The 13,460-nt window shown below is 35.4% G+C and carries 9 protein-coding genes, 1 tRNA gene and 5 pseudogenes; 3 read left to right on the top strand and 12 right to left on the bottom strand.

Annotation, left to right across the window (positions count from 1 at the left end; all coding sequences use genetic code 11):
* Window positions 1–383 precede the first annotated feature (383 nt).
* From ACIPNH_RS05420 to gatC, 3 genes are all read left to right on the top strand, one after another.
* The gene (locus ACIPNH_RS05420; protein WP_006280296.1) at window positions 384–1,250 is read left to right on the top strand and encodes an ankyrin repeat domain-containing protein; all 867 of its coding nucleotides are present in this window, start codon (window positions 384–386) and stop codon (window positions 1,248–1,250) included.
* A 303-nt stretch (window positions 1,251–1,553) separates the two neighbouring features.
* Entirely contained in the window at window positions 1,554–2,480 is a 927-nt protein-coding gene (locus tag ACIPNH_RS05415; protein WP_155968767.1) for a ribose-phosphate diphosphokinase, read from the top strand.
* Window positions 2,470–2,823 (top strand): Asp-tRNA(Asn)/Glu-tRNA(Gln) amidotransferase subunit GatC, encoded by a 354-nt coding sequence (gatC, locus tag ACIPNH_RS05410; RefSeq protein WP_015588776.1) that lies wholly within the window; start codon window positions 2,470–2,472, stop codon window positions 2,821–2,823. Before ACIPNH_RS05415 ends, gatC begins: the two co-directional genes overlap by 11 nt.
* Window positions 2,824–2,864: 41 nt before the next feature.
* Here gatC and ACIPNH_RS05405 read toward each other — a convergent pair whose 3' ends face one another.
* From ACIPNH_RS05405 to ACIPNH_RS05350, 12 genes and pseudogenes are all read right to left on the bottom strand, one after another.
* Window positions 2,865–4,127, bottom strand: a complete 1,263-nt coding sequence (locus ACIPNH_RS05405; RefSeq protein WP_400772121.1) for a protein TolB — start codon at window positions 4,125–4,127, stop codon at window positions 2,865–2,867.
* A 5-nt stretch (window positions 4,128–4,132) separates the two neighbouring features.
* Window positions 4,133–5,767, bottom strand: coding sequence for a ribonuclease J (locus tag ACIPNH_RS05400; RefSeq protein WP_400772120.1), 1,635 nt, complete (start codon window positions 5,765–5,767; stop codon window positions 4,133–4,135).
* Window positions 5,768–5,975: 208 nt separating this feature from the next.
* Window positions 5,976–7,094: a molecular chaperone DnaJ gene (dnaJ, locus tag ACIPNH_RS05395; RefSeq protein ID WP_400772118.1), complete on the bottom strand. Its 1,119-nt coding sequence runs from the start codon at window positions 7,092–7,094 to the stop codon at window positions 5,976–5,978.
* Between the two features lie 82 nt (window positions 7,095–7,176).
* Window positions 7,177–7,254: transfer RNA gene (locus ACIPNH_RS05390), tRNA-Arg, on the bottom strand.
* A 63-nt stretch (window positions 7,255–7,317) separates the two neighbouring features.
* Window positions 7,318–8,244, bottom strand: a complete 927-nt coding sequence (locus ACIPNH_RS05385) for a hypothetical protein (RefSeq protein WP_264723760.1) — start codon at window positions 8,242–8,244, stop codon at window positions 7,318–7,320.
* A 214-nt stretch (window positions 8,245–8,458) separates the two neighbouring features.
* Window positions 8,459–8,770, bottom strand: a pseudogene (locus tag ACIPNH_RS05380) (nuclease/transposase family protein); the annotation flags it as partial.
* A gap of 329 nt (window positions 8,771–9,099) precedes the next feature.
* Window positions 9,100–9,882: a group II intron maturase-specific domain-containing protein gene (locus ACIPNH_RS05375; protein WP_400772116.1), complete on the bottom strand. Its 783-nt coding sequence runs from the start codon at window positions 9,880–9,882 to the stop codon at window positions 9,100–9,102.
* Window positions 9,828–10,178: pseudogene (locus ACIPNH_RS05370) on the bottom strand (reverse transcriptase/maturase family protein); the annotation flags it as partial. The gene ACIPNH_RS05375 and the pseudogene ACIPNH_RS05370, both read right to left, overlap by 55 nt.
* A gap of 21 nt (window positions 10,179–10,199) precedes the next feature.
* Window positions 10,200–10,514 (bottom strand): reverse transcriptase N-terminal domain-containing protein, encoded by a 315-nt coding sequence (locus ACIPNH_RS05365; RefSeq protein ID WP_218939165.1) that lies wholly within the window; start codon window positions 10,512–10,514, stop codon window positions 10,200–10,202.
* Window positions 10,515–11,033: 519 nt separating this feature from the next.
* Window positions 11,034–11,330, bottom strand: a pseudogene (locus ACIPNH_RS05360) (PD-(D/E)XK nuclease family transposase); the annotation flags it as partial.
* 52 nt (window positions 11,331–11,382) lie between these two features.
* Window positions 11,383–12,762, bottom strand: a pseudogene (locus tag ACIPNH_RS05355) (IS4 family transposase).
* Between the two features lie 54 nt (window positions 12,763–12,816).
* Window positions 12,817–13,429: pseudogene (locus tag ACIPNH_RS05350) on the bottom strand (DUF6444 domain-containing protein); the annotation flags it as partial.
* Between the last annotated feature and the right edge of the window lie 31 nt (window positions 13,430–13,460).

The raw sequence follows: 13,460 nt of genomic DNA, 5'->3' as shown, positions 1-13,460 counted from the left end.
CTTACTATTACCCACAAATATAAATGTTTGTTGCATAGCTCTTAATGGCATAACTTTTGCTTGAAATAACTGTTTATATGGTGCAATTTACAGCTTTTAGTTGCTAAAATTATAACTCTTAGTTTAATAATTTTAATCTAATAAGCTTTCAGGTTAATAAAATTAAATTATTTGAGTAAATACAATATTATGTTTTTATTTGTGGGTAATAGTAAGTTGTTAGCGGGATCTAGAGATACCGCGGCGGGATGACGGTTCGCAGTGGTATGACGGTTCGCGGCGGGATGACGATAAGCTCGTCATCCCGCTACATTAATATTGTATTAATAAAAACTTAATAATAATCCTTAATAATATATGAACTAACATGTTCGCAATTTCGTATGACAGAGGAAACAAAAGATGGATATGCTTCCTTATACGTTGCAATTCAGGAAGGTAATATTGAAGCTGCAGAACTACTAATAAAGTGTGGCACAAACGTCAATGATCATTATGAACGCAATCGTACGCCACTGCATATTGCCATCGGACGCAAACAATTAGAAATAGCAAAATTGCTGATAAAAAATGGAGCAAACGTTAATGCAAAAACTCAAAATCATGGTAAAGATGATCTAACACCAATGCACTTTGCAGTTTTTGCAAATACGCCAGAATTTATAGAATTACTAGCTAGCCATGGTGCATTGATTAATGAAAGAGAAAGCACCGAAGGGTATACTCCTCTTCACTTTGCTGCTTTATATGGGAACAAAAATATAATACAAGCCTTAATTGATAAGGGACAAGATATTGAAGATGTGGACAATAATGGGCGAACAGCTCTGTTTTTAGCTGCTAGGCAGTGCACTGAAGCAGAAGATGATAGCAGAATAGAAATTATCAAGTATTTGATAGACAAGCTCAAAGCAGATGTAACAAAGAAAGACAATAATAACAATGCAGTACTCTTTCCTGCTGCTAATAATTGCCCTGGAAAAGTGGTGGAATTCATCATTGAGCAATATATAAAAATCTTTGAGTTAGAGAATTTTATCAACCACAAAAATAATGATGGAATGGATGCTTTGGATATTGCGCTGAATAGTGGAAACGAGAAAGCTATTGAAGTATTAAGATCATATGGAGCAGATATCAAGAATAAGGTAGATGGTAGCATTCAAAAAATTACTGCAGAAAAACCAAGTAGTACCCTAGACAGAGCAGAAAGTGCAGAGGTAGCGCCTCCAATTAAGCAAAGAGTATAAAACTTTTTATAAAGCGATTATAAATTTCAGTAAGTTGCAGAGGCTCTACAATGGGAAGTGTAGTATGTTAGCAGATACAAATGACTAGATAAATTATATTTCATTAAAGTCATTTATCTTGAAACATAAGCAGGATTTTGTATAGTTGTTTCAATTTGGGTCTGTATATTGAAACAACGCGTGAAAATGACAGGTCATTGTACAAGAGGTACCTAATTCACCGACAAGAATGCTAGATAAAGACACTTACATTTCAATTATTTTACAATTTCTGTATAATCTTAAAAACTCAATTAGTGCGTTATGAAGATAATAATAGGTAATGCTAGTAAGGAATTAGGGGAATCAGTAGTTAACCGGCTAGATGTTCAACCATCCTCTGCTTGGATATCAAAGTTTACCGATGGCGAGGTAAATGTAGAAGTAGCAAATGATCTATATAATCAAGAAGTATATATAATACAATCTCTTTCTCCCCCTGTGAATGATAACCTTATGGAGCTTCTGCTCATAATTGATGCAGTAAATAGATTAGGAGCCAAAAGGATAGTAGTAATTATTCCTTATTATGGATATAGCAGGCAAGATAGAATTATCAAGAACAATAATGTGCAGTCTGCTTTAAGTGCCAAATTAGTTGCAAATCTTATTCAAACTGCAGGTGCAAGTAGTGTTGCAGTTATTGATTTGCACTCAAGTCAAATTGAAGGATTCTTTGATGTACCGATAACTAATTTGAACTGCTTTGAAGCATTTGTTGACTCTATACACACGGAAAATTTGGCAATTGTTGCACCTGATGTTGGAGCAATTGGTAGAGCACGTGCTTTTGCAAAGACTTTAGAGGAAAAGTACAAGATAGGGTTAAGTGATAAGATTATTGTAGTAGATAAATATAGGGAGAAAGCAGGCACATCTCAAGTAATGAACATAATAGGAGAAGTTGCAAACAAAAATTGTGTCATTGTTGATGATATAGTTGACTCTGGTGGAACATTGTGTAATGCAGCTCTTGCTTTAAAAAGTTACGGAGCAAAGTCCGTAACTTCATGCATCACACACGGTGTGCTTTCAGGAAGTGCAGTTGAGAAAATCTCTTCCTCTTCTTTAGATAAATTAGTGATTACGGATACCATACTTCACAAACTTGAAAAAACTGGTAAAATAGAAGTTGTTTCGGTTGTAAATATTTTAACTCACTTCATCCAAGGAGGTAGAAATGCCAGCTAAGTCAACAGAAGACGTTATTACTTCACTAATAGAATTTGCAAATAAGAGAAAAATAACAATTACCAAGGAAGAAATGCTTAAAATTGCACAGCTTGTAAGGATTAAGTTATCAAATGACGAGATTGATCACTACTCCAAAGAACTGACAATGCTGGATTGGATACACGATACTTTATTGCAAGTTAATACTGAAGGTGTTTCTCCTATGCGTTATGGCAGTATAGACAAGGACATTCATGTACGCGATGATGTTATAAATTCTCAAAACATTAAAAAAGAGATATTGTCCAATACAAAACCTGAGCATGGGTATTTCGTAGTGCCAAAGGTTATAAGCGATTAAAGTAAAATAAGGCTCATATCAAACCTATAATAGATCTACTTTCAAAAATAAGACCAATCCGGTAAAGAAGCATTTGTGGGAGTGGAAACCATTTTTTGATTTTTCTTTACTAAGTCTACTAAATATAGTTTAGAGTTGCTTGGTGATTCTGTTCTTGTAAAAATGATTTCTCTACCATTTGGTAGCCATGCCGGGGATTCAATTTTATGCCCCTCTGAAAGCAGACGTTCTTCTTTGCCATCTGGCTTCATAACTCCTATGTAAAATTTTCCTGACTGAATCTTTGTAAAAGCTATCAGATCTCCTTTTGGCGACCAAACAGGCGTAGCATATCTTCCACTTCCAAAACTAATTCTTTTAGGTTTTTTACTTTTGTTAGTAAAATCGATAACGTACAGTTGCTGACTCCCACTTATATCAGAACTAAAAGCCATATACTTTTGATCTGGAGAAAAAGAGGGAGAAGTGCTTATAGCTGAACCTTTAGTAATTTTTTTTGTTCGTTTACTACTTAAATCCAAAGATAATATATTCGTTTCACCACCCAATGAGTGGGAAATTAAAAGAGATTTACCATCGGGAGAAAATCTTGGTGCAGAAACAACTCCTTCAAATGCGCTGATTATTAATTCAGTGTTATCTTTTAAATTTTTTAATATTATATAACTTTTACCATTTGCGTACGAGATATAAACAATACCCTTTCCATTTGGTGAGAATCTCGGTGTTGACACAAATCTATCGCCATTTGTTAAGTATTTTATATTACTTCCATCTTGATTCATCACAGCAATTTTACGCACAGATTTGTAGTTGCTATCTTTTTCTTCAGCGATATACGTGATTTTTGTGTTGAAGTGCCCTTTCTCACCAATTAATCTATCATGTATCACATCCGAAACGAGGTGACCAATTTTTCTCCAGTCTTTTGCTGGAAAAACAACTGACTGAGTAAGTAATTCTCTTTTTGTAAAAGTGTCAAATAAACGAAATGATAGCTCTAATGCACTACCAGATATTTCGCTTAAACTTACTGTGACTACAGTATCGCTTTTCCAAGATTTAGATTCAGCTTCCGCGCCACGTTTTACATTAAATAAGCCACAATTAGATAAATTTGTTCCTATTACCTTTGCAATATTTTCGCTTAATTCGCTTTCCAACGCTGTTTTACATGTACATTTAGATACAACAAGACCAATGTTACCAACACTGCTTTTTTTTATATCAACATATAAAGCAGCTTTTGTAAAATAAGGAATAAATAACGAAATAAATAACACCAGATGAACGAATAGCTTCATTCATTTCATACCTGTTCTATCTGAACCTCAATTATAGGCCTTTTTAGTAAATATTCCTTTAAGATACTCAATATTGAACTTTCAATCTTATTTTTAATTTTTTTTGTTGGCTGCAAACTAAACAACGACTCAACTTTCTTGACAATTTTCTGTATGGTAGCTGCATCTTCTAGCACTTCAAAAACACCAGGTACAAATACTTTTGGTTTAGCAAGCAATTTATTTTTCTTGTTTACAACTGCTGTTACCACAATAACTCCGGCATCTCTCATTCTTTTACGCATTTTTATAACACTGCTCTCCGGATGACGTAGCAGCATACCATCAATACCAAAGTAGTCAACATCAATTGAATCAACCTTTTCTCCGTTCTCCAAATTAACAATATCACCTGGTGCAATCATTATTGCTTTTGCCACACCGCACTCTTTAGCAAATTTTACATGTGCATGCGTGTGAATATATTCGCCGTGAACTGGAATAGACATCTTCGGTTTTATTAAAGAATACATTTCCTTTAGCTCTGCTCTTGTTGGATGCCCAGAAGCATGAACATGCTCTGTTTTTTCAGTAATAACTTCTACCCCCATCTCAATAAAGGCATTGAGCATGTTGTGCGCACGAGTTTCATTTCCAGGAATGATTTTTGACGAAAAGATCATGGTATCACCTTGCTGCATTTTAAATGCTTGATGACTCTTAGCAGCAAGTCTTGCGGTAGCTGCCAGTGGCTCACCTTGACAACCTGTGCAAAGTAGCACCAGTTCTTTCCTTGGAAAATTTACTGCTTCCTTTGCTTCAAGAAACTGAGGAGAATCAGTTAAATAACCACTATCTTGCGCAACTTTCACTATTCTCCATAAAGATCTACCAAGTAAAACTACTTTTCTATTTAGTGCTTTTGCAGCTTGGCTTATCGTTTCAATTCGTGCCACATTTGAAGCGAATAGCGAAACAGCAACTAATTTTTTAGACCGCTTTATTATGTTATAAATATTATTATAAATTTCACCTTCTGACTCAGGGTGATGCTTGCTTAATATATTGGTTGAATCGCAAATTGCTGCAAGCAGGTCACCTTTATCGCCAATTTCTTTTAGACGCTCCATATTAGAAGTTAATCCAACAACAGGTTTTGGATCAAATTTCCAGTCTCCGGTATGGAGTGCACTACCCATTTCAGTGCTAATTAATATTGAATTTGCCTCAGGAATTGAATGAGTTACATTTATAAACTCGACGGTAAAAGGACCCAAATTTATGCTGCCATTTATGTCTACCTCTTTCACAGGCACTATACCTTCCAATCGAAATTCTTTTAGTTTCTCTTTAAGAAAATTAACCGTAAACTTTGTTGTATATATGGAGCACTGCAACTCTTCCCACAAGTGGGGCACTGCACCGCAGTGGTCCTCATGTGCATGTGTAATGATTATTCCAAGTAAATCTTTTTTTCTTTGAGCAATAAAATCTATATCAGCAATGAGCAGCTCAACACCTGGCATAGTTTCATCTGCAAAACCAACACCAAGGTCGATCATAATCCACTTACCTTGGTAATGATATAGGCTAACATTCATCCCGATTCTTCCTACTCCCCCAAGCGGAAGAAATAAAAACTCATTTTTGTTTATATTCATTAAATTTAAATTATTAAAACCTGAGAATAGCAAAACTTCGACCTTAAATAAAGAAATTTATTGCTTTTACATAGTTTTAAGGAACTAAGAAGTTTCTGTTGGCTAATAATAACACTATTGTTAAGTTTTCCATTAATAAGGTCAAAGAATTGCAGGATTAAATGAAAACCCGTAAACAGTTACCCCTTTATGTCATTTAGCAGATTTCTTATTTTTTTTTTACTTTACTAAAAAACCCTTCAGATTGCTGTTGTACACTTGCATTTTCCTCTTCTTCAAGCGCTTTTAATAGTTCAATTTGCTTTTTAGTTAAATTTTTTGGATTTAAAGTCTCAACTATTACCTGTACGTATAAATCACCACGAGCACGTGAGTTCATATATGGCATACCCTTTTCCCTACAACGTAGTTTGGTACCAGTTTGAGTGCCTTCAGGGACCTTTACTTTTATTTTAGCTCCATCAATTGATTGAATATCGATTTCACCACCAAGCACTGCTAGTGTCATTCTTATAGGCACTTTACAGTGTAAATCTGCTTTATTTCTAGCAAAGACTTTATGGAAAATTATTTTCACGTATACGTATAAATCTCCACTTTTTCCACCTTTTGTTCCAGCTTCTCCTTTACCACTTATCCTTACCTTAGCTCCTTCTTCTATGCCTTTTGGAATTGAAACGGATATATTTACTTCATCTCTTCTACGTCCACTTCCACCACATTTCTTACATTTGTTTTGTATTATTTCTCCTTCCCCATAGCATGTAGTACATGTTCTTTCGATGGTAAAAAAGCCTTGTTGAGTTCTAATCCTACCGCTTCCCTGGCATGTGTGGCACTGAACTGGTTTAATTGCTCCTTCGCCACCTGTGCCTTGGCATGTATCACATTTTACATTTGTCACATAATGTATAGGCGCTTGTATTCCTTTAAATGCATCTTCTAAGGTAATTTCAAGATCATAACGTAGGTCTGCTCCAGATACTCCTGTTGTACTTCTTTTTGCTCTCGATCTACTTGCACCACCACCGAATCCTCCACCAAAGAAGTCATTGAATATGTCGCTAAAATCTCCTGCAGAGCTAAAGCCTTGAAATCCACCAGAAGCACCTTCGTGGCCATAACGGTCATAGCCTGCCCTTTTCTCAGAGTCAGACAGAACTTCATATGCAGCTGTTACTTCTTTAAATTTTTCCTCTGCTTCTTGATTGCCAGGATTTCTATCAGGATGATATTTTAACGCTAATTTTTTATACGCTTTTTTTATCTCATCAATACTGGCATTTCTGCCTACTTCCAGTAGCTCATAGTAGTCTTTTTTGCTCATATATAATAGTTTAGTGCTTAACCTTTAAAGATAGGTATTGCATATATTAATTTCAAGTGTGACTTCTGCTTCCTATAAAATGTGGTGCACCCTGAGCGACTTGAACGCCCGACCTTTTGATCCGTAGTCAAATGCTCTAATCCAACTGAGCTAAGGGTGCTTTCATAAAGTTAACTTTAGCAGATTTTGTGGCTTGATTCAATTAATTTGGCTAAAAATAAAACTATTGATTTCTATCATACGTGAACCCCTCACAATTCTCAAACTGCCGTTTCGCATTAGAATTATCAAATTCACTACAAGGAGGAGCAGTTGGAGTAGTATTAGGATCTTGAGAAAAGTAAGGAGGTGGTGCATCATAACGAGAAGAATCTCCATAACCATGCCCTTGTCTAAGACAGCTATCTACCGCTCCTTTAGCTTTCTCGATATTTTCTGATTCTTCCTCATGCTTCATATGAAAAGCTAAACCACCAGTAAAACACACAAGAGAATTAACGCCAAGGATAACTAAACCCCACACTGGTAAGACTGGGTAAACAGCACAAGCTACCAAAGCTGCCAAAGAAACAGCGCCAACCGCAAATTCTATATTTCTGAACGTTTTAAATTTACTATCCAGGTAATCTATTTTTTCTTCTTTTCTAGCCACTTTTCTGCTGCTGTTATACCAAAAACACATACCAGCATGGAAAGCAACACACACAACTGCAGCTACCATACCTAAAGCTAATAACTTTCTATTGTCTTCTGAGTCTTTTTTCTTATCTTCTCTGCTTTGATGGCTACCACTACTGAAACCAGGGTTATTTATAACTGTAGTATGACCACCAAAAAGGCTGCGAAGTAGTAAATAATCCCAAAAATCTAAACCTCTATCATTGTATACATGTATATGTGTAGTCTGAGGGCCTGTAGGTTGTGTGTTATTCCCTGCGTTATATTGATCATTTCTGCTTCCTGTATCGTGCCTATTGCTTGAATTTGGATATGTAAATTCTTCATACACATTTTTAAAATTCTCCTTGCTCCAAGTTAAATTCGGTGTATTATTACAATACTGTAGAAACCCTTCAATATTATTATTATTACCTAATTTCTTTATATAGGCTAACGCATACCTTTTTAAAACACTATCACTTGCTACCATAAATACCCTCTTAAGTTAAGATTAAATTAATAAATATTTATTATAACAAGATAACATCTACTTGTCAACTTGAGCCTGATTCAAGTATCCGTTCAGAGTGTGGCAGAAGAACTTATTCAAATAAAGTAGGTGGTAAAATATAAACATTTTATAAAGTGAAAAATGGACTTTTCAGACCACTGCCGAGCTAAAAAAGCCCTGAAAACCGTGATACTTAGGCCACTTCTTGCTTAAGCTGTACAATTTCAGCTTGAGAAAGGCCAGTGGATTCAGCTATTAAATTAACAGATACACCAGCTTTAAGTAAATTTTTTGCAACTTCGATTTTTCCTTTCTCTATACCTTCCTCAAGTTTGTATTCAAGAATGGCTTCTTCCTTACGTAGATCCATTATTCTTTCTTCATATGCTACTAAATCTTTCTCATTCCAGCAAAACTTGTCTAACTCATCATATGCTAGCTTTACTATTGGTGATTTTTCTGCTATATTCCTTAGGTCTTCATCTGTAGTTTCATCTGCATACTGTTGTCTAAGTGAAGAAGGTCGCCCCTCCTCACTCGACTTCAAAACCGTACGTGAGACTTTGCGCCTCATACGGCTTCTCTCTAATTTGGTGCTTGTCATGCACACCTCCTGTGTAATTCATCGTGACAATGCCCATGTAACAAAGATAAATTTTTGATCATATTGTTTCGTCTATTCCGGTCTTTATGATGTATTTCTATTATATCATCACTTTCAAACCATAGTCTACATTATCACATTTACTTTGTTGTAACTTCAATAGTTTTATTACTCTTAATGGCTTATCTGGTATTTTTCTCAGACGTTTACCCCAATATACCCAATCACCATCATATGGAGATCTGGTTTTTTGCACTTTGTTTAATAACGTGATCGCTGTGTATAGTAAGACGTACCTTGTTACTTGTCATAAAGCGCCAGTTATCGTTATTATACTTTTTAAAGTATTTTCTTTTTATCCAGCATTTCCCTTTGTTTGGGTGCCTAAAGACTCCCCACTTCCAGAGCTTTCTATGTATAGTATTATCCAATGAGCTAAAGATTTTACATGAAACTACCGAAGAGTAATATTGACTCCATCCTCTGTTTATTGGATTGAGATTCCTTATTATTACTTCCTGTGGCGCCCCACGCATTTCTCTAAGTTTATGTTTAATAGCAAATGTATGCTGCTTTATAGAATTACGACTTGGTTTTATTAATAATGTGTAACCTTTTTTACTTTCTTTTGTTGGATATTGTCTTATTGAAAATCCAAGAAAATCAAATCCTGGTTTTGTTTCGTCAATGGTTCTTAATGTATGAGAAATTCTTGTTTTAGAGGGCTTTAATTTTAGTCCAATGGTTTCTAACCATTCTTCAACTAAAATTTTTGCTTTAAGAATAATCTCTTCGTTTTCATGTATGATGACAAAATCATCACAGTAGAAAATTACACTAATAGACTTTTGCGCGTTTTTATGCGATATCCTACCATATTTTCTTTTCATGCATTGAAAGAGTTCGTTTGTTAATGCTTTTTTGACATGTTGCTCTAATCCGTGTAATGCAACACAAGCTAGCAACGGTGCCTCCTTGAATTGTACCACGTTTTGTGGATTGAAACTTTCCATCTTCCATAACGCCTGCCCTTAACCATCTTCTTATGATTTTCTTTAACGTTGGTGTGGTTTTCAAGCAGTTTATTATGGTTAATATTGTCAAAACATCCAGAAATATCAGCATCTAATACATATGCTGTTTTCTGTTTTAGCACATCAAATATGGCTTCAATTGCATCATGACATGATCTACCAGGTCTAAAACCATAAGTGTTTGGCTCAAGTTTTGCCTCCCATTCTGGTTCCAACACCATTTTTACAAGTGTTTGTTTTGCTCGACACGATATAGTTGGTATACCAAGCGGGCGATATTCCGATGGCTTACCAGGTCAGACACGTCTTGATGGCTTTGCTTTCTCTCTTATATCTAAGGAGTTTGCCAATTGCAATCTTTCTTTTTGACTAAGGTTAGCTTTTCCATCAATACCTGCAGTTTTTTTCCCTCTGTTGTCCTGAGTTACCCTTCTAACTGCGATCGTTCTTGCACTTGTTGATTTGAGTAATAATCTCTGAAGGTTGTGCATCTTTTTGATATCATTACATTTAGAAGCTTGGTAAATTCGTTTTTGTAGCTTAAATGAAGATTTCTTCAGCTTTCGCCAAGGAATTCCATTCATACCTAGCTTTTTGCTGGTCCATAACATATTCACTACTATTCACCACTTTACCTTCCAAATTAAAGTGTTTACGTCTGCATATCCCAGATATTACTTTGGGCATTAGCTTCTTCTTCCACATAGCAGCTTGTGGTTGGCTACCTACTTATATTTTAATGAATATAAGAGCTTTTATGTGGTTACTCCGTTCCATGGCTTCGTTTCACGTTAAACTTAGATTCCTACTATTTGCCGGAAGCTGGGAACATCAATAACTAAAGTCTTCAATCTTTAGTTCCACTTTTGCTTCATACCGTTTTGGTCTATGCGTAATTCAACCTCCTTTCGCATACTATGCTTTGACGACAATTCAAACATAGGTTCCTCTCGTAATCATATCTAACTCTGTTTGCAAGGATTCACCATGAGGTTTAGTGTTACCTGCTTTTATCTCATGCTTGCACCCCAAAGGTTGCCACCCTTTAAAATGTGAGATATACATTATCCCCGATGTCTAGGGAAAGTGGAATTTAACCACCACAAAACCACGACTTTCAGGGTCGCACTAAAAAAATAAATCCATTTTTCAACAATATTTGAAAGCTGATCTTCTTTTGTCTTATTAAACTTTGGTAGCTCGATGAAAGTGCAACTAAAATCTTTGAGATCATGTTCATAGGTAATTTTATCAAAAGTAACGTGATCAGATTTGTAAGCCAGCTTGTTAGGAAATAAGATAAAATCGGCGATAGCAATAAAAATAACTCCTTTAAGATTTTGATCACCTTTGTGAGCTTGACTTGAATAAGCTTTAGCAGCATAGTATTGAGCGCGTTTCTCAAAACCTTTATCACGAGCAAACTGGTCAGGTAAGGAAGCAGTATTACTACTACTCCCTCCCTTAGAAACCTTACTATTACCCACAAATATGAGGTTCGTGAGCAAGTCGCCATCCTTCTGCTAGATCAAAGAGACGTCTCCACCCTTTCCAAAGAGTAATTGGTCCTGGTTTTGGGTCGCTTTTTCTTGCTAAATGACCTCCAAGTTCACGAAACGGCTTCTTTTATAGTAGGGGCTATATTTGGACATGGTTTCCTGTGTATTTTAACATATAAAACTTTCCATTCTTCCTCAGCTAATAAGGCAGTACATGGTAATGTTGGGTTAGTTCTTGCAATTGATGTAATAAAGAAAATTCTCCAAGCAATAATGCTCATGACTGTTAAATACCTCATTAATCTTTCTGCTGTTCCAAGTCTACATTCCTCAACTTTGAGACCAGATTTTAAAATCTTATGCAATATCTCTATTTTCCATCTCAAACAATACCAACTAACTTTTTCAACAGCTTCTTCAAAAGTACTGACCGGAAAAAAGCATCCACTCTAGAGGACTTGCTTCGGGAGGAGAGTTTTTTTCAACAACATGAATTGCGTGAAGTTGTAGACTCTGTCGGTTTATATTTTATGTGACCTTCTTTACATTTTATATGGCCTTCATGTGATAAATTTTCCGAATCTAATTTCTAAAAACGCTGTCCTTTTTTGCTTGTTATCTCTAGCAGGGATTTCAACTTCTACTTTTCCAGCGCAAGGGAGGCCTTGGATAAATGACCATAATTTTTGCTTGTTCCTGGTATGCATGAATTTTTTATTTACATTTCTGTTGTGGCAAGCTCTTACTAAAATTTCTGAGTTAAGATTATGTGCAAGTTCAAAAAAATCATGCATATCTGCTTCTCTGTCACATACAGTTATAGCTTCGGTTTGGGCCAGATCTATAATATTATTTGTTTTCTTTAAACTTTCTAGCCATTTCATACTTTCTTTATCCTCAATATGAACGTTGTTACGATGGCTCTTTAGTCTTTTTTCTTCTTCAGAAATGAGTTGCCTCGAGTAAATCTTTTGATCCAGTATTCCCAGCTTCCGTACTAACAGCAAGGGCTGTATGCATTACTGCTCCTTTTCCAGCAATAGTTCCCAATCCGCTTATGGCTTGAGTATGAAATATAAGTTGTATCTTGAATCACAAGAATTCTTTTATGAGCTTTTGTTCTTTCAACTGTTTTATCAATGTGTGAAGCTAGAATATCGACTTCTTTTACGTTCTCATTTTGAAAAAAACGATATGCTGCTTTTGCTTCTGACCAACTTCTGCATGCCTCATTAATTGAGCTTTCAGGTAAACTTATCAAACTATCAGCAATCTTTACTAATCGGTCAGTTAATCTTTTATCTCCAAGTACAGCATCTCCAAATTCATTTTTAGCCCATTCATTACTCTCGTTTGCCATTTTTATACCCTCAATATTTGCAAACTTTAATATTGTAATACTTTATTTATAAGTACATTTATATTTGTGGGTAATAGTAAGATTTGATATGCTGCCAACACTTATGTTCAAATTAAAAATGTCATTTATGATACTAGCCACTTCACGCTTTGAGTTTTTGTAAAATCCGCTGAGTGCTCCAATTATAGACTTAACCCTTGGACCAAATGTATCTGGCGTAACACCTTCTGGTAACTTGCTACTTTTTCTTTTTCTGCATCTCCGACAACGACCATGTTCCAATTACTACATAAGGCCTAATTTCCGGAAGATCAACTTTTTGGTGAACATAAGGTTTTTCGCATATTACAAGCTCTCCTCCGCATTCGCAAATATTAGGCAACTCTATTTTTACTACTTTATCCGCTTCCATTGTGGCATGAAAATTTCCTTTATGCCCAACCTGATCGCCAACATTCCTTTCGCTTTTTGGCTTGTCCTTTTTTATTTTGTATAGCTCTTTTGAGCTGGGCAGGGATGAGTTTTTTGAATTTAAACCGAGCCTTTCCTTTAATTCAGCGTTCTCTATCTTTAAAGCTTTATTTTCTGCTTTTAAGTTTTCTATCTCTGCTTCCAGTTTTTCTATTTTTTGCTGTAAATTTTTGCAAAGTTCTAAAAGGTTTACCACATTACCTCACTTTTGCTCTATGATTATCTTT

Source organism: Wolbachia endosymbiont of Drosophila barbarae, assembly GCF_044752445.1.
GTDB lineage: Bacteria > Pseudomonadota > Alphaproteobacteria > Rickettsiales > Anaplasmataceae > Wolbachia > Wolbachia pipientis.
This window is presented reverse-complemented; position numbering and strand designations above follow the sequence as displayed.